Source organism: Gluconobacter albidus (assembly GCF_002723915.1).
Classification (GTDB): Bacteria; Pseudomonadota; Alphaproteobacteria; order Acetobacterales; family Acetobacteraceae; genus Gluconobacter; species Gluconobacter albidus.
The window spans coordinates 259943-280566 of record NZ_BEWL01000003.1 but is presented as its reverse complement, the minus strand read 5'-3'; the positions used below and the strand labels follow the sequence as shown (position 1 = coordinate 280566).

The following is a 20624-nucleotide window of genomic DNA, read 5'->3' as shown; positions in this document are numbered from 1 at the left end:
TGCGAAAAGACCGGCGTGTTCTGAAAGGGCCGCTTTGGAAACGCCGCCTCTGGAACAGGAAGGGGAAGATGGGGTAGGGAAGGGCAGCCATTGCCAGAGGTGTTCCGGCCCTGATGTTCAACCTGCTTCGCCTGTCGTGTCGTTCTGCCCTGTTCTGTGTGGGGATCGGGCTGTCTGCGGGTTTCGCACAGGCGCAGGGTGTGGCCGGGGGGGGCGCGCACTGCACCGGGCTTGCGCTTCAGGCCGAGTTTGCGTGCCGGAGCTGGACCGAGGTGGCGCAGGATGTGAAGACGGGGACTGATACCGTCATTATCCCTGTCGGCGGGACCGAGCAGAGCGGGCCTTATATTGCGGTCGGCAAGCATAATGTGCGGGCTGAGGTTCTGGCGGATACGATTGCGGTTCAGGCCGGGCATACGCTGGTGGCGCCTGTTGTGGCCTATGTGCCGGAGGGCTCGACGAGCCCGCGCACGTCTCACATGAAGTTTCCGGGCACGATTTCCGTGCCGCCTGCCGTGTTCGAAGGGCTGCTCAAGGGCGCTGCGGAGAGTTTCCGCGTTCAGGGTTTCCGGCGCATCGTGCTTCTGGGCGATCATGGTGGGTACCAGTCTTTCATGGCGCAGGTGGCGCAGGAACTGAACCGGGCCTGGAAGGGTCAGGCCGCCGTGCTTTATGTGCGCGATTATTATGAAGTCGTGCCCCATCACTATGCCGATGCCCTGCGTGCGCAGGGTTATGGCGCGGAAGTGGGGCTTCATGCGGAGCTGAGCGATACGTCGCTGATGCTGGCGGTTGATCCGTCGCTTGTGCGTCAGGATGCGTTGCGCAAGGCTTCGAAACCGGGTGTGGCCGAGGGCGTCTATGGTGGCGATCCGCGGCGGGCATCGGCCGAACTCGGCAGGATCGGCACGGACATGCAGATCCGGACCGCGGTTGCGGCAATCCAGTCTTTTCAAAGGAGCCATCCATGACATTCAAGACTCCTCTTCTGGTGGCGATGACGCTGCTGGGAGCTGCCGCGGCCCATGCGCAGGAATATTCCCCGAGTGCGCCGATGGTGCCGGTTCCGGCCGATGCGTCCGCGCCGGTCGCGGCTTCGGCCCCCGTTGCGGCGTCCGGCATCCAGACGATTCCGGGTATGCCGCCGGTGATTGATCCGAAGAACATCTACAGCGAGACGACCCCGTCCCATATTTCGCCGGCGATCGCGCAGGACCCGGCGCGCGTTTATGTGCCAAACCTGCGCGGGGACAGCGTTTCCGTTATTGATCCGGCGTCTTTTCAGGTTGTGGACACGTTCCCGGTCGGGCATTCGCCGCAGCATGTGGTGCCGTCCTGGGATCTGCGGACGCTGTGGGTGACGAATAACAGCGAAGGCCGTCCGGACGGGTCGCTCACGCCGATCAATCCGGCGACGGCCAAGCCGGGCCCGTCCATTGCCGTGGATGATCCGTACAACATGTATTTCACGCCGGACGGGAAATACGCGATTACGGTGGCCGAGGCGCACAAGCGTCTGGACTTCCGCGATCCGCACACGATGGAGCTGAAGGGCTCGGTTGAGACGCCGGAATGCAAGGGCGTCAATCACGCCGATTTCTCCATTGATGGGAAATACGCGATCTTCACCTGCGAGTTCGGCGGTTATGTCGCCAAGGTCGATACGGTGAACCTGAAGATGATCGGGATGCTGAAGCTGTCCAAAGGCGGGATGCCGCAGGACATTCTGACGGCGCCGGATGGTCACAAGTTCTATGTCGCGGACATGATGGCGGATGGTGTGTTCGTTGTGGATGGGGATTCCTTCAAGGAAACCGGCTTCATCCCGACGGGTATCGGCACGCATGGCCTGTATCCGAGCCGTGATGGCAAGGTGATGTATGTCGCCAATCGCGGATCACATCGCATTCATGGTCCGAAACACGGGCCGGGTGGCGTGTCGATCATCGATTTTGCGACGGACAAGGTCATCAAGACCTGGATGATCCCCGGTGGCGGCAGCCCGGACATGGGCAATGTCAGCGCGGACGGCAAGCTGCTCTGGCTGTCGGGCCGGTTCGACGATGTGGTCTATGCGATCGATACCGATACGGGTGCGATGCGCAAGATCCCGGTCGGCGCGGAGCCGCATGGCCTGACGGTCTGGCCGCAGCCGGGACGCTACAGCGTCGGCCATACGGGGATTTTGCGGTAAGGTTTGAAAAGGGGGAGCGGTCTGCTCCCCCTTTTTTTGTCAGGCGTAGATCCTGATGGTCTCGATGTAATAGGCCATTCCGCGGAGTTCGCGCTTGGTCAGGGTGACGGACAGTGTTTTGCCGGGTGTCGGGCGGCGATCCTGCTCCGTGATGACGATGCCGACGCCTTCGGGAAAATCCTGCTCGAAGCTCTCGCGCATGCCGTCAGGTGCTTCGGCACGCCATGCGTCGATTGAATTCCCATTGCTCTGAAGCGTCTGGAGGATGGCACGCTCTGCGTCTTCCTTTGTGTGGAAGAAAGAAACAGACCGGAGTTTTTCGTAGGTAAATCGCTCTTCGATGTCGGCGTCTGTCAGGGCGATATGCCGCTCCATAACGTAGCCTCCGAGCTGGCGGTCTGAAGTGTCCGGCCAGGGAGGAGGTCCGATTTCGAGGCTCTTTAACAGGGCTGTCCAGAAATCGCGGAGGCTGGGAAACGGGGCCGAATGTTCCGGGAGCCAGGTAGTCTGGTCATTGAACCGGGCGACCGGATCGAAAGCGATCAGAGCCCGGGTGACCCGGGCCAGATCGGTATCGTTGCAGGCCAGCAGGGTTCCGAGTTCGCGGATGGCGGCGGCCCGGGTGAGGAAAGTCCGGGTCTCCGTCACGTCCTGAATAACGTCCATCAGGGTTTCGCCGAATGTGTCGACATCCTCCCCGAACGGACCGGCGCCGTAGCTGGCCAGTTGTGGAAAGAGGCGGCGACATTCCCGATCCGGCAGGTCTGATGGGATGGTCATTCTTATTGGCTCGGGGATTTTCTGGTGAACATGCGGTCGATTGCGGGGCCGATGAAATAGCCGATGATTCCGGTGATCAGGACGGAGGGCCAGGCCCAGCCGGCGTAATCCTTGAAGAAATCCTGATTTTCCAGATAGGTCATCACGGCGATGTCGATCAGGACGAGGGTCCACAATGTCGTGGACAGGAAGGGCTGCAGCCAGGCGTGGCGGATTGTGCGGGTCATGGGTGTCTCTCCGGCTTACGAGATCGAGACGTGGAAGACGAAGATCATCCCGCAGATGAAGGCGCCGAACAGCGGCAGCCAGCAGGTGTGCAGGTGGTTGTGGTTGTCCATGTAAGAGTAGGCCAGCGCAAGTGCGACATAGACATGCGCGAAGACGAGGCCAAGGACCATGCCGATGAAGCGCTTTTTCAGAACCTGCTCTTCCTGACGGTTCTTTTCGGCGAGAGCGGCGGGATCGGGCCGGTCCATGGGGGTTTCGGAGGCGGCCGTGAGGGGCGTCTGATCGGGGGCTGACGGCTCTGGTGAGACCAGGACAAGAGACATCGCTGGATTCCTTGGCATGATCCTCGCCGATCGGCGGGCGATGCGGGGCCGCGGGAGGATCGGGCCGGGAAATCGTCTGCGGGGAACCGGGAGGAGGGTTCTCGATAATGTGGGGGCAGAATGAGCCTGTCCGCACGGCAATGCAAGACTTTATTTAAATGATTAAGAATTGAGGTGTCCGGTCGTGGAAAACCGGCTCCCGGGTCAGGAGCCGGTTCCGGATCAGGTCTGGTTGGGGGCGTCGTTGGCCGGGATGGGCAGCGGGGCGTCCGTGGTGATGCGCATGGCGTTGCCGGGGGGCGTCGTGAAGTAGGACGTGCCGGTGTAGAACTTGATGCTGGCGGCGGCGAGCTGGTTGGTGATGCGGCGGTAGAACTCGCGCTTGACCTTCCATTTCATCATCGGTGCCGTGCGGAAGCTGCCGAGGAGGGTGGCGCCGCCGCTGTCGCTGTTATCCACGCCCAGATCGTTATAGTCCGACAGGATCATGGGGCCGAAGACGGCGTCGTCTCGCATGTCCTTGAGGGTTTTTGTCATGATGGCTGTCACGCGCGGCAGGTCTTCGGACAGGTCGAGCTGCTGTTTGACGATGACCTGGTTGTAGCCGCGGGCGGTGTTGGCGATGGAGGAGACGGACGAGAACGGGATGATGTGAAGGTCGCCGTTGATGTCGCGGACCTTCACAGTGCGGATCGAGAGGTTTTCCACCGTTCCCGAAACGCCGCCGGTCGTGACCCAGTCACCGACCTGGATGGCATCTTCGACGAGCATGAAGAAGCCCGTGATGAAGTCCTTGACCAGGCTCTGCGAACCGAAGGCGATGGCGGCACCCATGATGCCTGCACCGGTGAGCAGCGGGGTGACGTTGATGCCGATCTGCGAGAGGGTCGTGACTGCGACGATGATGATGATGATGGCCAGCAGGACGGTGCGGATGATGGGCAGGACCGTGCGGAGGCGGGTGGCGCGGGAGAGCTGGTCCGAAGTTTCGAAACGGGTGAGCTGCTGGCTGAGGAAGGCGTTGATGATTTCCCAGATCGTGACCGCGATGCTCAGGGCGACGAGCATGGTCAGGACGGCGTCGAGCAGGTGGCGGCCGACGGCGTTTTTCATGAAGAAGCCGAACGTGGGCAGGCCCCAAGCTTCGGTCATGGCGATCAGGGTCAGGAAGAGAATGGCGCCGGTCAGGATGCGGCGGGCGAAGGGGTAATAGCGGTCGGCGCGTTTCTGGATGTCGGGGAAGCGTTCGGTCAGGACGGGATTGATGCGGAAGAAGCGGTCCTGAAGGCCGTAAGCGAGCACGGCGATCAGGCGGGAGGCGACGAGAATGCCGATCGTGATGCCGGTGGTGTCGAGAATCCAGCGATAGCCACCCGGAAGATGGGCGGCCCAGACGATCCAGAGGGAGGCATCGAGGAACATGGCCGGGACCCACCACAGGCGCGTGATGGCGACAATGAAGGTCCACATCGCGGTGTCGGGGACGGCGCGCGGCTGAAGCGCGCTGCTGACGAGGTGTCGGACTCGCCAGATGAAGACGGCGATCAGAATATGTTCGATCAGGATTATGCCGCGGATCATCGCATCCGTGCCGCGGGGCGAGAGATTGAACTGGCTGCCCAGTGTGGACAGGCAGAAGACGATGGCGGGGGCTGCGACCAGCACGTTCCACCAGCGGGTCAGCAGGAAGGCTGTGGCGTCCGTGGCGGGCAGGAGGCGGATCGTGGGGGAGCGGGGCGCGAATCCGGTTTCGACGAAAAGATAGAGAATCCGGGCGGCGGCGTAGCAGTTGGCGAGCGTCATGATGACGTTGTCGGTCTTGGTGCTCCAGGGGAGGACAAGAACGGCCAGATAGGCGACGGCCAGAAAGACGAGAACCGGGATGGCCTTCAGGGCGAAATGCCCCAGCGCGTAAGGGACGCGGGACAGGAAGCGCAGGGTTTCGACCTGACGCCGCTGGTCGGCGGCGCGGGTTTCGCTGGAGCCGTCGACGATGGGGTCATGGGCGGCGGCGTCTTCGTCCGCGAGGGTGTTGCGCTGCTCCCGGTTTTCGGCGTTCTGGGTCAGCTGGACCAGCGGCTTGTGCAGGCTCAGGGCGACAATCCGCTCCAGGGCCACGCCACAGAGCATGACCACGAGGCCGCCTGCGAAGGCGTGAAGGATTGTGGTGCGGGTATCGGCTGAAGCGAGGGTCGTGTGGGCCCAGTGACCGACAATGCCGAGGTCGCTGAACAGGCCGAGGAAGTTGTGCAGATAGCCCAGCGCCTGCAGGCGGATGCTGCTCAGGCCGGTGTGGATGTCGGGTGGGACGTCGGCGACGGTTTTGGCGGGGGCGGCTTTCGCAGGGGCTGCGGCAGGAGCTGCTGCGGGAGCTGCGACCGGCAGGCCGCGGGCCATCAGGTCAAGGGTGTGGGTGAAGGCGTCCCGTTCCTTGGGATTGTTCAGGACGTTGAGGAGTTGCTGCGCTTCCTGCTGGCTGAGGGGATGGGCGCTGTCGGCGGCTTTTGCCGGCAGGAGGGGCGTCAGAAGGCCGAGGAGCAGAAAGAGGCAGAGGCCGAGGACGGCGCGTCCGGTTCGCGGGTGGGGTGAGGCGGACGGCTCGGGACGGGGGATCGACGGCATCGCTCTGTTGGGTCCTTGATGTTACGCGGGGATGTTACGCGGTGGAATTACGGTGTCTGGGGCGGGATGTGAGGCCTGCGCCGGGTGGTCCGCCGAGGGCGGTTGTTGTGTGCGAACATGGCACAGGGTGGCAGCCCTGTCCTACCCTCTTCCTGCGGGTGTTTTATTCGGACAGGGGCATGTCGTCGGGCATCAGCCGGTCGAGGGCCTCGGCGTTTCTGATGGCCCAGTGATAGAGAAGCTCCACGGGTTCCACGAAGGTCTGACCCAGATCCGTCAGGCTGTAATCGACATGGGGTGGCATGATCTGCCGGACGTTGCGGCGGATGAGGCCCTGCGTTTCGAGCTCGCGCAGGGTCTGGGTCATCATTTTTTTCGACAGGCCGGGGATGCTGCGCTGGAGCTTTCCGGGACGTGCCGTGCCGCCCAGAAGATGCAGCGTGTGCAGGATCATGGTGGTCCATTTTCCGCTGAAAAGCCTCAGGATCCGGCGGGGCGCGCAGTCTTCGGCAAAAGGCGCCTGACGGTAGTGTTCGGGCAGCGGCGGGGTCATGGAGTGGGCACCTTCTGGTCACCAGGGCACGAAAAGGTGCCGTCTGGCGGAAATGCGGATGGTCTTCCAGATGTGGAGCAGACCCTGTTTTCTGCAAAGGAAAAATCCCATGACATCTTCTGTTCCTGCCATGGTGCCGTCTGGAGTAGCACTGGCCCGGACCGCGCTGGTCGTCGGGGCGACCGGTATTGTTGGCCAGAACATTGTGGCGCGTCTCGTGGCCGAAGGCTGGACCGTGCATGGTCTGGCGCGGAGGCCGCGTCATGACATGGCGGGCGTGCTGCCGGTTGAGGCCGATCTTCTGGATCTGCCAGCGCTGACCCATGCGCTGCGGGATCTGCGGCCGAGCCATGTGTTTTTCTGCTCCTGGCTGCGTCAGGAGACGGAAGAAGAGAACTGCCGCGTCAATTCCGCGATGATCCGCAATGTGTTCGCCGCTCTGCCGGAGCCGGGACTTCTGGCTCATGCGGCGCTGACGACGGGCATGAAGCATTATCTTGGTCCGTTCGAATCCTATGCGTCCGGCGAGCCGCCGGTGACGCCGTTCCGCGAAGACGCACCCCGGCTGGATCTGCCGAATTTCTATTACGATCAGGAAGACGCGCTTTATGAAGCCGCCGCACGACACGGGTTTTCGTGGAGTGTGCATCGTCCGCATACGGTGATCGGCTATGCGGTTGGCAATGCGATGAACATGGGCAGCACGCTTGCGGTCTATGCGACGATCTGCCGCGAGACCGGGCGGCCTTTCGTTTTTCCGGGATCTCCCGTGCAGTGGAACGCCCTGACGGATCTGACCGATGCGCGGCAACTGGCGCGGCAGCTTTTCTGGGCCTCGACCGAGGCGGGGGGACGCAATCAGGCGTTCAATATCGTGAACGGGGATGTGTTCCGCTGGAAATGGCTCTGGCCGCGTCTGGCGGAATGGTTCGGAATCGAGGCTGCGCCGTATCCCGGCCATGCGACGTCCCTCGAAGAGACGCTTGCGGGGGATGCGGCGCTCTGGGAACGGATTGCCGCAGAATACGGGCTTGCGGAAAGCCGGATCGAACGGCTGGCTTCGGCCTGGCATACGGATGCCGATCTGGGGCGGCCGGTCGAATGTGTGACGGATATCAGCAAAAGCCGCCTCGCAGGCTTTGCGGGATATCAGTACACGCCGGACTCTTTCACCGATCTGTTCACGAGGCTGCGGGCTGAGAAGCTGATCCCGTAACACGGGGTTTGCAGGGCCTTTCGGTTTCACAACCGGAAGGGTCCTGCTTTTCGTTTCAGTCAGTGATATGGTGAAGGCTGTCTTCTGAAAACGTGGAATGAGCCTGTCTTGCATCGAATGTTCAGCATGTCGGCCCTGCTCCTGGCAGGGGTTCTGGGTCTGGGATCCGTGTCCGCGCGGGCGGCGGAAAGCGCGCCGGTTGCGTCCGCGAACGATACCGCGACGCTTGTCACGGATCGCGATGCGGTCGGGCCGGACCAGCATCTTCGGGTCGGGCTCCGGCTTCAGCTCAAGCCGGGCTGGCATACGTACTGGATCAATCCGGGCGATGCCGGGGACACGCCGACGCTGGATGTGACGGCGGACGGGGATGCGACGGGCAAGGGCGGTCCGATCCACTGGCCGGTGCCGGTGCGGATCAGTGAGGGCGGCCTCATGTCCTATGCCTATGTCAATGAGGTGACGCTGCCCGAGGAGCTGGTTCTCAAGGGTTCCGGCGGGACAACGCTGCATGCCCATGCGGAATGGCTTGTCTGTGCGCAGGTCTGCATTCCGGAGAGCGGTGATTTCACACTGACGCTGCCGGCTTCGACCGGTGATGTGTCGGAAGGCGGGGCGCAGGCGGACCTGTTCCGCAAGGCGGAAGCTGCAACGCCGGTGGCGTCGCCGTTTGCGGCCAGCGTGTCGGCGGCCAATGGTTCTGCGGGCGGCGTGCTGACCCTTTCGGGCAAGGGGCTGTCTGCGGCGTCCGTGTCGCAGGCGTGGTTCCTGCCGCAGGATGGGGGCGTGATTGATCAGGTCGCGGAACAGCCGCTGCATGTCTCTGATGGCCAGCTGACGCTCGGGCTGAAATTCCTGAAAGCGGCGCATCGGGACAAGCCGCTTGTGGGCGTGGTCGTGCTCAAGGATACGGCGGGGCAGGAAAGCCCGTTGCAGATCGAGGCGCGGCCGGTTGGGGGGGCTGCTGCTGCGGCTCCTGTGCAGGCGGATGCGGCACCGGCTTCTGATGTGCCGACGGGCGCGGGTTGGCTGCGGGTTCTGCTCTTTGCGTTTGTGGGCGGGCTGATCCTGAACCTGATGCCGTGTGTGTTTCCGGTTCTGGCGATGAAGGCGCTGTCTCTGGCGAAGATGGGCGGTGCCGGACGGGGGGCGCAGCTTCAGAGCGCACTGTTCTACACGCTGGGCGTGACGGGAGCGTTCGCGGCGCTGGGCATTGTCATGATCGGGCTGCGTCTGGCCGGGTCTGCGGCGGGATGGGGCTTTCAGTTCCAGTCGCCGGGATTTGTGGTGGGCGTGTGCTGGCTGCTGTTCCTGATGGGGCTGAACCTGCTTGGTGTGTTTGAAGTCAGCGCCGGGCGTCTGGGTCAGGTGCAGACGGGCGGCGGTCGGAGCGGGGACATGATGACGGGCCTGCTGGCGGTTATTGTGGCGACGCCCTGCACGGCGCCGTTCATGGGCGTTGCCATTGCCGGGGCTCTGGGTGGGCCGCCGGTGATGGGGGTTCTGGTGTTCCTGTCGATGGGGCTTGGGCTGGCATTTCCGTATATTCTCGTGGCCGGTGTTCCGGGTGTGGCATCGCGGATGCCGAAGCCGGGGGCCTGGATGGGTATTCTCAAGCAGGTTCTGGCGTTTCCGCTGTTTGCGACCTGCGTATGGCTGCTCTGGGTGGCGGCAATTCAGCGGGGCGTGACGTTTGTGGCGCTGACGGCCGGGGGCGTTGTGCTTCTGGGGTTTGCGGGCTGGATTTATGGTGTTGGGCAGCGTCGGTCCATGCTGGAGGGCGGCCGTGGGACGGTGGCGTTCTGCCGGATCGTGGCTGTGCTGTGTGTTGTGGTTTGTGGGGCCGCGCTGGCGCAGGGGCTGCGGGCCGCGCCTGCTCCTGTGGTTACGGGCGCTTCGGAGGCCGGGATCGAGCCGTTCTCGGAGGCGCGTCTGGCCGAGCTTCGGGCGCAGGGCAAGCCGGTGTTCATCGACATGACGGCGTCATGGTGCATCACCTGCATGGTCAATGAGCGTGTGGCGCTGGATGTGCCATCCGTTCAGCAGGCGTTCCGGGACCGAAAGATCGTGTTCCTCAAGGGGGACTGGACGAACCGCAATGCGGCGATCGGTGCGTTCCTCAAGGCGCATGGGCGCGATGGTGTGCCGTTCTATATCTATTATGCGCCGCATCAGGATGGCGTTGTGCTGCCGCAGATCCTGACGCCGGGCATCGTGCTCTCGACGATCGGGAAATGATGTCAGGGCAATGAGACAGGCTCGGGAGGAATGGTCATGAAGACATGGGTGTTTCTTCCGGGACTGTTTCTGACTGCGCTGATGCCTGTCCTTGGTGTGGCGCAGATTCCCCCGACAAATCCGTTCAATGCCGTGAAGATCCTGCCGGGAAACCTGTTCGGGACGCAGGGCGCGGCAGGTTCGGGGACGGGCGAAGAAATTCGCGTTATGGGACATCGCCGGGCTCCGCCGGTTTTTTTTCGCCTCCCCGATCGTGACCCGCTACTTTGAAGACGGTCATACGGAGAGCCGGGTCACCCTTTGGAAGGGTATGACGGCTCATCTGAAATTTGGGCGGGATCTGGATCATGATCCCGTCACAGGCACCAATACGTCGCGGTTTGGCGAGGCCTATGCCACGTCCTCGCCGTTGTGGCCGCGATAGGGCTTAGCGCCCCGTGTTGCGCGGGTCGTCCTGCGGGTTGACGTAGGCCATGCTGAACGGCCCCGTTCCTGAAACCTGAAGCACGGCGCCCTGGCTTCCCGCCTTGATGGCATGGGGTACGTTGACCGGCAGATGGACAAAGCCACCCGGTCCGAGCGCGCGCCGCTGCGTCGTGGCGATGTTCTGTCCTACGAAATGCTGGATGTTGCCGCTGATGACGGTCAGCATTTCGTCCAGATTATGGGTGTGGGGAGGGATGAACGATCCGGCGGGCATCATGACCCGCAGCGTAAAGGGGCCGGGTTTTGTGGTGTCACCGGTCAGGATGGCGATTTTCGTTCCGTGCGGGAACATGGGGGGCGCGGGCTGCCAGGTGACGGCATCCGAACCCTCAATGATCGTTACGCCGGGGTTGTCCTGCGGGGTTTCGGTCGGGATGGGGGCGGCGTGAGCGACCGAAAAGAGCGTAAGCGCTGCGCCGAGAAGCAGGGCCGAACTGGCGGACTGTTTTCTGGAAATCATGCCAAAGGGCATTGGGGGTCTCCTCCGTTCCACAGGGATGTGGGGCCGTGTTGCGGGAACGCAGCGGAGGAGACGTGGTTTTGGGACGAGGCGCGTGCCCCGTCCCTTCCCGTCAGAAGGCGGTGGAGACCGTTCCGGTCATGGTGAAGCGCGGGGAGACCATGAAGGAGTTTCCGTAGCCGGTATAGGGCGCCAGATTGCCGCTGTGGACCGTGCTGGGGTCCCGGGCGCTGTAGACCGCGCCCATGGCGCCGGTGCGGACGATGGAGCCGGTGAGGTTGGTGAAGTTCAGGCGGAAGGTCGGGGACTGCGCGAACATGAAGGGCTTGAAGTGATAGCCCATCGAGAGCGTGTCGGTGACGTAGCCCGGAATGCGCTGGTCGCCCGCGATGCTGACGGATTGCGGGCCGGTATAGTGGACCGAGCCATTCGCGAAGAAGCCCTTGTAGGTGTAGGTCAGCCCGAAATTCGCGATGACATGCGGGGCCATGACGGCCTGCGTGCCCTTGGAGTGCAGCATCGTGTTCAGATACGGATCGAAGACGTTGCTGTCCTGTGAGGCGTGCAGGTATTCGACGGAGGCGTAGGGGCTGAAGCCGTGGATCGGGCGTGCAGCGACCATGACGTCGAAGCCGCGCATCTGCTGGCTGCCGATATTGAACGGCTTGTAGCTGTTCATGCCCACATACTGGTCCACGATGCGGTTCGTGACGTTGTAGTTGAAGAACGCAACGTCCGCGATGATGTGGTCGTCGTGGTAGCGGTAGCCGAGTTCTTCCTTGATGGAATACTGGTTCTTGGGGATCGCGACGCTGGTGTAGAGCCAGCCGAGGTCGACTGCGCTGGGCTGGCGGTAGTCGCCTTCCACGTTCAGGTAGACCTGGCTGTGGTTATCAATGCGGTAGCCGATCGAAAGCTGCGGCAACGGTGCTGTGCGGTTCGCTTCCTGACGGCCGTAATAGTCCTTGTTCCAGATGTTCGTCATGACGAACTTGAACCCGGCGTCCACCGTCAGGTGGTCATTGAAATACTTGGCCGTGTCATGCACGAACAGGGACTGGATTTCGTAACCGGCCGTCTGTTTGTCGCCGGCGGAAATCTGGTACGCGGCCCAGTTGGGGCTTGGTGCGTTGCCGTCCGCCATCTGGTAGCTGGTGGGGTAGGACTGGATCGTCTGGGTGTTTTCATACCAGTAGCCGACCGAGAACGTGTTGTGGCGGTCGATTTCCCAGTTGAGTTTCGCGACCGTACCGACCGAGCGGTATTCGTTCTGCAGGAAGTAGTTCGTCAGGCCGCGCGTGGCACCGGTGGCATCGGTCGTGGTGCCGCCCGGAGACGCGTCCCAGCCCTGTCCGAAGCTGAAATAGGGGTGGATGTCGAGCGACAGGCGTGAGGGCAGCGCGATATGGACCGGAGCCGAGATGAAGATCTGGTTCCAGTGATCGTTGTTGTTGCCCCAGTAGTTGTTGCTCTTGCGATCGTCCGTGCGACCGTAGCCCTGTCCGGTGTGCTTGTAGCGGAAGAACTGGTCAGAGGTGGGGTAGTTGTCGATGATGAAGTCGGCGGAGTTCCAGGACAGGAAGAACTTGGCGTTGGAGCCGTTATGCCAGTCTTTCTGGAGGCCGAAATCAATGTGTTTGCGCTGGTTGGTTCCGGCACCCATCCATGAGCGGGCATGGGTGTTGGAAAACGAGAAATAGCCGCGTACGCCGCTATGGCCGATTTCGCCGGATTCGAGGCGCAGGAACTCGCGCGAGAGGTTGTTGGTGCCGTAAGAGAAGTCGATCAGGCCGCCGCGCTTTTGCGAAGGGGTGCGTGTTTCCTCGTTCATGACGCCACCGGCGGCGGACATGACGGGCAGATCCGTCGCCGAGGAGCCGGGCGTGACGCTGACGCTCTCGACATTTTCGGAATCGACGTTTTCGCTCAGATATTTTGCCGCCGCTGCCGGGGCGCCGTCCACCAGAAGGCCCATGTCGAGATCCGTCAGGCCGCGGGACTGGATCTGTCCGCCTTCCATGCCTGACGAATCCGGCGTCGTGACATTGAGGCTCGGCAGGTTCTGGATCAGGTCGAGCGCCGTGCTGGTCGGCGCGCGCATGTCGATGAATTCCTTGGTGACGGTCTGCACCGCATGGGGGGCGGTTTCGACGCGCATCATACCACCACCGCCGTTCAGGGCGCGGCGCGAGGACGTGACGGAGACCGTTTCGGCAGCCGAGGCATCAAGGGCGTGGGCGCGGGGCGCTGCGGTTGCACGCGAGGGTGTCCGGGCCGTTTTTGGAGTATTGCGGCTGGAGGTCTGATGGCGCGGCGTGTGGTGTTTCGAGGGCTGTGCGGCGCGGGCTGGCGTTGCGAAGGCGGCGAGCACGCTGCCGGCAAGGCAGGTGACCGCAAGGAGCTGACGTCTGTAGCCCAGTGAGCCAGAGCGTGATCCGGAGCCGCGGGACTGATGGTTGTCTTTCATGCTGCCGGGCTCCTGGTCTGTTGGAAAGAAAGGTTCACTTTGGAAACGGTATTTATTCGAAACGTGGATGTAAAACGGATGGCCTATCTCCATCAAAGATAAAATGCAGACCGGGGCATTGCCGTTTTTAGGTTGGTGCAAAAATGTGACAGTCTATGTCTCCCGTATGACGCGGTTTTTCGGGGCTGGAAATCAGGACGCGGGGTGGGGCTGTGTGGCGGGGGAGAGGAACTCTTTTTCGAGTTCGGAAATCACCAGTCGGGCGGCGCCGGAAAGCTGCCGGGAATGGTCCACGCACAGCGCGAGCGTCAGAGGCGCGAGATCGTGGTTGGAAATCGGGATGAAGGCCAGTTCACCGCGCGTGACCTCTTCCATGACGTCGAGCGCGCTGAGGATGCCGAGGCCGATGCCTTCCCGGACCAGAGACTTGATCATCTGGATATTGTCGGAGGATGCGGCGGCGTGAATGTCGAGATTGCTGTCGATCTGAAGAATTTCGATCTGGCGGTGCAGGGCGAGCGGGGGCTCGGGCATGATCATGGGATAATTCATCGCCAGACTGAAACGGGCGTTTTTGCGTTCGGCGACGGGATGGTTCGGCAGGCAGACGAAGCCGAGCGGAAAGTCCTTGTGCGCGCGGACCAGAAGGCCGCGGGCATGGGTCGGGTTAAGCAGCAGAGCGAGATCGACCGAACCGCCGATCAGGGTGTCCTGGATGCGGCTGTTGTCGAGAACATGGGTGCAGATGGTAATGCCGGGATGGGTCGTGCGCATGGCGCGGAGAAGGCGGGGAAGGAAGCCACGGGTCAGGGCGTCGGGGACCGCGATATCCACCTGTCCCCGGCGCAGGCCGCGCATATCCTCGATCTGGACGCACATATTGGTCAGGTCCCGCGACCACTGTTTGCCGTGCGCATAAAGCAGTTCGCCGGTTGCCGTCAGGCGCAGGCCGGTGGGCAGACGCTCGAACAGCGGCGTGCCGAGGGATTCCTCGCCCTGAAGGATCTGCCGGTCGATGGCGGAGGCGGCGATGCGCAGATGTTCGGAGGCGCGGCGGATGGAGCCGTGCTGGGCGACGGCGAGGAAGTAGCGCAGGAAGCGTGAGAAGACAGGCATGGAAGAACTGCTCTCTTTTTGCGAACGGGAGGAGCGTTTTTATGGAGTATACGACCTTGAGGCGGTGTGAAACTATCCCGGCCGACAGGTGACCTGTCGCTTTTGTTGCGGAAAGACACTCCGGCACCCACCGGAGACTGCCCTGTCCGTGCCGGTTCTTTGGGGTTTGACCACATGACATCCACCGTTTCTCCCGTCGATGCTCCGGCTATGGAGGCTTTGGCTGCCCTTTCGGGGCGTGTGCGGGAGGATCTGGCGAAAATCCGTTATGCGACGGGCAACTGGAGCCTGACGCAGGACCGGGACGGGGAAGCGGTTCTGGATGTGGCGATCATCGGTGCGGGGCAGGGGGGCATCACGTCATGCTTCGGGCTGCGGCGGCAGGGTGTGACCAATGTGCAGGTCTTTGAAAAAGCGGCGAAAGGCGGCGAAGGTCCGTGGGTGACGTTTGCACGCATGATCACGCTGCGCACGCCCCGGCATGTCACCGGGCCGGATCTGGGCATTCCCAGCCTTACGCCCCAATCCTGGTTCGAGGCGCGGTATGGCGCGAAGGCCTGGGAAGATCTGGACAAGATTTCCCGCCATGACTGGCAGGCCTATCTGGACTGGGTGCGGCAGACGCTCGACATTCCGGTCGTGAACGATCAGGAACTCGTGCATGTCGGCTGGGACGAGGGGCTGCTGCGGCTGACGTTCCGCAATGCGGCCGGTCAGGAGACGGTGCGTCTGGCGCGGCGGATGGTTCTGGCGACGGGCATTGAAGGCGGGGGGACGTGGCATGTGCCGTCCTTCATTTCCGAGACGCTGCCGAAATCCGTTTATGCGCACACGCATGAAGACATTGATTTTGAAGCCCTGAAGGGCAAGCGGATTGGTGTTCTGGGGGCCGGGGCCTCCGCGTTCGACAATGCGGCGACGGCGCTGGAAAAGGGCGCGGGTCGGGTGGATCTGTGCCTGCGTCGGGCAAAGATCCCGGCCATCAATCCGTATCGCTGGATGGAAAACGCGGGCTTTCTGGCGCATTTCTCGGAACTGCCGGACCTGACGCGCTGGCGTTTCATGCGGCAGATTTACAGCCTGAACCAGCCACCGCCGCAGGACACGTTCTGGCGCTGCCGCCGTCATGAAAACTTCGCCTTCCATCCCGGAACGCCCTGGACGGCAACGCGGATGGATGGCGACGAGATCGTGGTGACGACGCCGCAGGGCGAGATGCGCTTCGATTTCCTGATTATCGGGACAGGGTTCACGATCGACCTGTCGCAGCGTCCGGAAACGCGGGATTTTGCGTCTTCGGTTCTGTTGTGGCGCGATCATTTCACGCCGCCCGCCGGGGAAGACAGTGCGCTTCTGGGGAGCCATCCTTACCTGGGTGCGCGGTTCCAGTTCCTGCCGAAGGAGGCGTCTGATCCCAAAGCGCCGATGCTGGCGGCGATCTACAATTTCACGTTCGGGGCCATGCCGAGCATGGGGCTTTCGGGCGCGTCCATCAGCGGGATGCGTTTTGGCGTGGAGAAGCTGGCGCGGGGCATTGCGCGCGATCTGTTCGTCGAGGACGGCGACAGGCATCTGGCGAGCCTGCTGGCCTATGACACGGAAGAACTCGTCAGCCTCGATCCGCCGGTGCTTTGAGAAGGGAAACGCCCATGACGCAGGACAGCTACCCGCGGGACATGATCGGCTATGGCCGCACGCCGCCTGATGCAAAATGGCCGAATGGCGCGCGCATCGCCGTGCAGTTCGTCATCAATTACGAGGAAGGGGCGGAGAATTCGGTTCTGCATGGGGATGCGGGATCGGAAGCATTCCTGTCCGAAATGGTGGGTACGAAATCCATTATCGGCGCGCGCTGTGCGCAGATGGAGAGCCTGTACGAATATGGCAGCCGGGCCGGGTTCTGGCGGCTGCGGCGTCTGTTCGATGAAGCCGGGATGCCGGTGACGGTGTTTGGTGTGGCGAAGGCTCTGGCCCGTAATCCGGATGCGGTGGCGGCCATGAAGGAGAGCGGCTGGGAAATTGCGTCCCACGGTCTGCGCTGGATTGATTATCAGGATTTCCCCGAGGACGTGGAGCGGGCGCATATCCGCGAGGCGATTGCGCTGCATACCGAAGTGACGGGGGAGCGGCCGCTGGGCTGGTATCAGGGGCGTACTAGCCCGAACACGGCGAGTCTGGTCGCGGAGGAAGGCGGGTTTGTTTACGACGCCGATTCCTATGCGGATGACCTGCCGTATTATGACCGGACCCACGGCCGGGCGCAGCTGATCGTGCCCTACACGCTCGATGCGAATGACATGAAGTTCGCGGCGCTCAACGGCTTTACGGAAGGCGAGCAGTTCTTCGTCTATCTGCGCGATGCGTTTGACATGCTGTACCGCGAGGGCGGCCGGATGATGTCGATCGGGCTGCATTGCCGTCTGGCGGGCAAGCCAGCGCGGGCGCTGGGGCTGCTGAAATTTCTGGAGCATATCCGCAAGCATGAGGATGTGTGGGTGGCGACGCGGCTGGATATCGCGCGGCACTGGCAGTCTGTGCATCCGGCATGAAGATTTCGGACGTCAATGCGCTGTCAGCCGAGGCGTTTGTTGCGCAGTTCGGTGGGCTTTACGAACATTCGCCCTGGGTGGCGGAAGGGGCGTTGAAGGCGCGGCCTTTTGCGGATGTGGATGCGATGCTGTCCGCGTTTGCGCAGGTTGTGCGGTCTGCGGGGGCGGAGGCACAGCTTGCATTGGTGCGAGCGCATCCGGAGCTGGGGCATCGGGCCGGAATTGATCCGGATCTGACGGAACATTCCGCATCAGAACAGGCTTCGGCGGGTCTGGATCGGCTGACGCCTGCGGAATATGAGCGGTTCCGGGGGCTGAATGACGCGTATCGCGCGCGGTTTTCCATGCCGTTCGTGATCTGCGTGCGCAAGGTCGCTGCACCCGGAAAAGCGGCGAAAACCGTGATTATGGATGAAATGGAGCGCCGTCTGGCTGGCGCTCCCGAACAGGAACTGACCGAGGCGCTGACGCAGATTGATGCGATTGCAGGGCTTCGTCTGAAGGATCTGGTGACGGCATGAGTTCTCTGTCCACGCATGTTCTCGATACGGTGTCCGGCAAGCCTGCCGCGGGTGTGAGCCTGCGTCTGTTACAGGAGGATCGGGTTCTGTTTGAAGGTCAGACGAATGCGGACGGGCGTTGCCCGGAGCTGCGGGATGTTGCAGTTTCGAAAGGGACGTATTGTCTGGAATTCCGGATTGGCGATTACTTCCGCAAAGGCGGGCAGGTTCTGTCTGATCCGCCGTTTCTGGATGTGGTGCCGATCGTGTTCGGGCTGGCGGCGGAAACACATGCACATGTGCCGCTGCTGGCGGCGCCGTTCGGATATTCCACCTATCGCGGAAGCTGAGGGCTTTTCATGACTGCCGAGAATGCCGCGATGACCGGTCTGCATCCCGTTGACGAGAAACTGCCGGTCTGGCGGCTTGGGGCCTATGGGTTGCAGCATGTGCTGGCGTTCTATTCGGCGGCGGTCATTGTCCCGATCCTTGTGGCGGGGGCGCTGCATCTGCCGCGCGAGACGCTGATCCATCTGATTGATGCGGATCTGTTCACCTGCGGTATTGCCTCGCTGCTTCAGGCAGTAGGGTTCGGGCCGGTTGGGGTTCGGCTGCCGCTGTTGCAGGGTGTGACGTTCACCGCCGTGGGGCCGATGATTGCCATTGGCTCTGCCGTGGGCGGCGGGACGCCGGGGCTGTTGTCCATTTACGGGTCGGTCATCGTGGCGGGGTTCGTGACGTTGCTGATGGCGCGGCATTTCGCCGGGCTGGTGCGGTTTTTCCCGCCCGTCGTGACGGGGTCCATCATTCTCATCATCGGTCTGGCGCTGTTGCCGGTGGCGGCGAATGATATTGTCTCGGGGGCCAGTCCGTCCGTGATGCAGGACCATGTTCCGTTGCGGAGCATCTGGTATGGGCTGGGGACGCTGGCGTCCATTCTGGTGATCCAGCGGCTGTTTCGCGGGTTTATTGCCACGATTGCCGTACTGATCGGGCTTGTGCTCGGGACGGTGGTGGCCTGGATACTGGGCGATGCGAATTTCGGGGAGGTGTCGTCCGCGCCGCTTCTGTCCATCACGCATCCCTTCTATTTCGGGATGCCGACGTTTCATCCGGTCTCGATCCTGTCGATGGTGATCGTCATGACGATTTCCATGATCGAGACGATCGGCAACGTCTATGCGACCGGTGAAATCGTGGACAAGCCGATCACGTCCGAAGACATCGCCCGCACGCTTCGGGCTGATGGAATCGCGACCATGCTGGGCGGCGTGCTCAACTCGTTTCCCTATACGTGCTTTGCCGAAAATGTCGGGCTGGTGCGGATGACGGCGGTGAAGAGCCGCTGGGTCGTGGCGGCGGCGGCGGTCATCATGATGCTGCTGGGCTGTCTGCCGCGTCTGGGTGCGCTGGTGGCTGCGGTGCCGCTTCCGGTTTTGGGTGGTGCTGCGCTGGCGATGTTCGCAACCGTGGCTGTGGTGGGTGTGCAGACGCTCTCGCGGGTGGATTTCAACCGGCAGAGCAATGTCATTATTGTGGGGACCAGCATCGGGCTGAGTATGCTTGCGACGGCGCAGCCGCATATCTCCGATACGTTTCCGATGTGGGCGAAGATCGTGTTTGGAAGCGGGATTACGCTTGGATCGCTGTCGGCGATTTCACTGCATCTGATTTTCAATGTGAAGCGGACGATTCATGAGGCAACGCATGCGACGGATGTTCCGCGTGAAGCGCTGATTGACGAGCGTATTAGGGAAGGGTGAGGCTCAGGGCTCTGCCCTGAAACCCGCCAAAGGCCGGGGACCTCTGGACACCGATTCATGTAATCAGGGTGCAGGGATCGAGATCCCTGCCGGGTCCGGGCAGCGCCCGGAACGCCCAGTCAGAAACCGGTCTGGGCAGAAAAATAAAAGCCCGTCTGGTTTTTGAACGTTGCGATCGTGCCAAGTGACACATAGGCGAGCGTGATGTTCAGGTGCTTGTTGATGAAATAGCTGGTGTAGACGTCAAACCAGTTGCTTTCGTCGGTGAAGCGCTGGTTACGGGGCTTGGTGCGGTATTCCACGCCGACGATGAGGCCGGGCAGGAAGGGCGGCAGATAGCCGAGAGAGCCTTCGAACTGCGGGTGGTAGCTGTTGTCGAGGTCGCCGCCGAAGCCGATGATGCCCCACTGGTTGCCCTTGGTGAAGCGGACGGTGGTGTCGATCAGGATACCCACTTTGGGAAACAGCTTGGTGACGGCGAGATAGGCGTCTGCGCCATCGGTGTGTTTTGAGCCGACCATGTGGATGATGCGGCCGTCGCTGTCATGCTTGTACATGGCGCCGATGGCGACCTGCGGGATCAGGGTATTGTCAGCGACATGGCCGAAAAGACGGACTTTTGCGCCTGCGACGTCGAGGTCGAACTGGTAGCCGTTGCCGATGCCGAGTTTGGCGCCTGTGGCACGGGTCTGGAAGAAATTATGGGTGTAGGAAAGCTCGACGCGGTCGAAAAGACCGATCGAGGCACCGACGTTCTGGTCCCAGTAATTGGTGAGGTTCACATAGCTGTAGTGAAAGGCCATGCCTGCGCTCTTGTTGCTGCCATAGCCGCTGATGGTGGCCCAGCTTGCGAGGCCGCCGCCGCTTGAGCCTTCAAGAGACGTCATGCCGCCAGTGCCGATGGCGCGCTGTCCGTCGAAGAGCGTGCGGAACATGGACTTGCTGTTGCCGTCATTGCCCAGGGTGACCTGCGGGGCATTGGCAGTGTCGTCTGCGGCATGTGCTTTGTGCGCGGGGATGAGGGGGGTGAGGGACAGGACCGCGGTCAGGGACATCAGGGAACGGAAAGCCTGCGCGGAGGAAGAAGAACGGTGCATGGGTCCTGCTTTTAGGTCGCGAGCCCGAGGGT

Annotated in this window: 19 protein-coding genes; 10 read left to right on the top strand and 9 right to left on the bottom strand. The window is 62.3% G+C overall.

Annotated elements, in window-relative coordinates:
• Positions 1-113 precede the first annotated feature (113 nt).
• On the top strand, positions 114-971 hold the full coding sequence (locus tag GAL01_RS06415) for a creatininase family protein (RefSeq protein WP_062029215.1): 858 nt from the start codon (positions 114-116) through the stop codon (positions 969-971).
• Entirely contained in the window at positions 968-2194 is a 1227-nt protein-coding gene (locus GAL01_RS06410; RefSeq protein WP_062029213.1) for a YncE family protein, read from the top strand. The genes GAL01_RS06415 and GAL01_RS06410 overlap by 4 nt, the downstream gene beginning before the upstream one ends.
• A 39-nt stretch (positions 2195-2233) precedes the next feature.
• Here the strand turns inward: GAL01_RS06410 and GAL01_RS06405 are convergent, their stop codons facing one another.
• From GAL01_RS06405 to GAL01_RS06385, 5 genes are all read right to left on the bottom strand, one after another.
• Positions 2234-2974 (bottom strand): RNase A-like domain-containing protein, encoded by a 741-nt coding sequence (locus GAL01_RS06405; protein ID WP_062029211.1) that lies wholly within the window; start codon positions 2972-2974, stop codon positions 2234-2236.
• Between the two features lie 2 nt (positions 2975-2976).
• Positions 2977-3201 (bottom strand): hypothetical protein, encoded by a 225-nt coding sequence (locus tag GAL01_RS06400; protein WP_062029209.1) that lies wholly within the window; start codon positions 3199-3201, stop codon positions 2977-2979.
• A gap of 15 nt (positions 3202-3216) precedes the next feature.
• Positions 3217-3525, bottom strand: coding sequence for a hypothetical protein (locus GAL01_RS06395; RefSeq protein WP_062029207.1), 309 nt, complete (start codon positions 3523-3525; stop codon positions 3217-3219).
• Between the two features lie 222 nt (positions 3526-3747).
• The gene (locus tag GAL01_RS06390; protein ID WP_082790681.1) at positions 3748-6147 is read right to left on the bottom strand and encodes a mechanosensitive ion channel family protein; all 2400 of its coding nucleotides are present in this window, start codon (positions 6145-6147) and stop codon (positions 3748-3750) included.
• Between the two features lie 163 nt (positions 6148-6310).
• Positions 6311-6700, bottom strand: coding sequence for a winged helix-turn-helix transcriptional regulator (locus tag GAL01_RS06385; RefSeq protein ID WP_062029205.1), 390 nt, complete (start codon positions 6698-6700; stop codon positions 6311-6313).
• A 151-nt stretch (positions 6701-6851) separates the two neighbouring features.
• Here GAL01_RS06385 and GAL01_RS06380 point away from each other — a divergent pair, with 151 nt between their 5' ends.
• From GAL01_RS06380 to GAL01_RS06370, 3 genes are all read left to right on the top strand, one after another.
• The gene (locus tag GAL01_RS06380; protein ID WP_062029265.1) at positions 6852-7916 is read left to right on the top strand and encodes an SDR family oxidoreductase; all 1065 of its coding nucleotides are present in this window, start codon (positions 6852-6854) and stop codon (positions 7914-7916) included.
• 126 nt (positions 7917-8042) lie between these two features.
• Positions 8043-10154 (top strand): protein-disulfide reductase DsbD family protein, encoded by a 2112-nt coding sequence (locus tag GAL01_RS06375; protein WP_082790685.1) that lies wholly within the window; start codon positions 8043-8045, stop codon positions 10152-10154.
• 36 nt (positions 10155-10190) lie between these two features.
• Complete coding sequence (locus tag GAL01_RS06370; protein ID WP_099253142.1) at positions 10191-10424, top strand: hypothetical protein; 234 nt, start codon at positions 10191-10193, stop codon at positions 10422-10424.
• A gap of 157 nt (positions 10425-10581) precedes the next feature.
• On the opposite strand, the gene GAL01_RS06365 is transcribed toward GAL01_RS06370, so the two are convergent.
• The 3 genes from GAL01_RS06365 to GAL01_RS06355 all read right to left on the bottom strand — a co-directional run bounded on the left by GAL01_RS06365 (position 10582) and on the right by GAL01_RS06355 (position 14683).
• On the bottom strand, positions 10582-11112 hold the full coding sequence (locus GAL01_RS06365) for a cupin domain-containing protein (protein ID WP_082790680.1): 531 nt from the start codon (positions 11110-11112) through the stop codon (positions 10582-10584).
• A gap of 100 nt (positions 11113-11212) precedes the next feature.
• Entirely contained in the window at positions 11213-13567 is a 2355-nt protein-coding gene (locus GAL01_RS06360) for a TonB-dependent receptor (protein ID WP_062029199.1), read from the bottom strand.
• 192 nt (positions 13568-13759) lie between these two features.
• Complete coding sequence (locus tag GAL01_RS06355) at positions 13760-14683, bottom strand: LysR family transcriptional regulator (protein ID WP_062029197.1); 924 nt, start codon at positions 14681-14683, stop codon at positions 13760-13762.
• A 174-nt stretch (positions 14684-14857) separates the two neighbouring features.
• Between GAL01_RS06355 and GAL01_RS06350 the strand changes: the two genes are divergently transcribed.
• The 5 genes from GAL01_RS06350 to GAL01_RS06330 are packed head-to-tail and all read left to right on the top strand — an operon-like array spanning position 14858 to position 19495.
• Positions 14858-16318, top strand: a complete 1461-nt coding sequence (locus GAL01_RS06350) for a SidA/IucD/PvdA family monooxygenase (RefSeq protein ID WP_062029261.1) — start codon at positions 14858-14860, stop codon at positions 16316-16318.
• A 14-nt stretch (positions 16319-16332) separates the two neighbouring features.
• Entirely contained in the window at positions 16333-17232 is a 900-nt protein-coding gene (gene puuE / locus GAL01_RS06345; protein ID WP_062029195.1) for an allantoinase PuuE, read from the top strand.
• Positions 17229-17753 carry a 2-oxo-4-hydroxy-4-carboxy-5-ureidoimidazoline decarboxylase gene (gene uraD, locus GAL01_RS06340; protein ID WP_062029193.1) on the top strand — a complete coding sequence of 175 codons (525 nt, stop codon included), beginning with the start codon at positions 17229-17231 and terminating at the stop codon, positions 17751-17753. The genes puuE and uraD overlap by 4 nt, the downstream gene beginning before the upstream one ends.
• Positions 17750-18082, top strand: coding sequence for a hydroxyisourate hydrolase (gene uraH / locus GAL01_RS06335; protein ID WP_062029191.1), 333 nt, complete (start codon positions 17750-17752; stop codon positions 18080-18082). The genes uraD and uraH overlap by 4 nt, the downstream gene beginning before the upstream one ends.
• Positions 18083-18091: 9 nt before the next feature.
• A complete protein-coding gene (locus GAL01_RS06330; protein WP_062029189.1) occupies positions 18092-19495 on the top strand; it encodes a nucleobase:cation symporter-2 family protein in 1404 nt (467 codons plus the stop codon).
• A 119-nt stretch (positions 19496-19614) separates the two neighbouring features.
• On the opposite strand, the gene GAL01_RS06325 is transcribed toward GAL01_RS06330, so the two are convergent.
• A complete protein-coding gene (locus GAL01_RS06325; RefSeq protein ID WP_062029186.1) occupies positions 19615-20592 on the bottom strand; it encodes a DUF3034 family protein in 978 nt (325 codons plus the stop codon).
• Positions 20593-20624 lie beyond the last annotated feature (32 nt).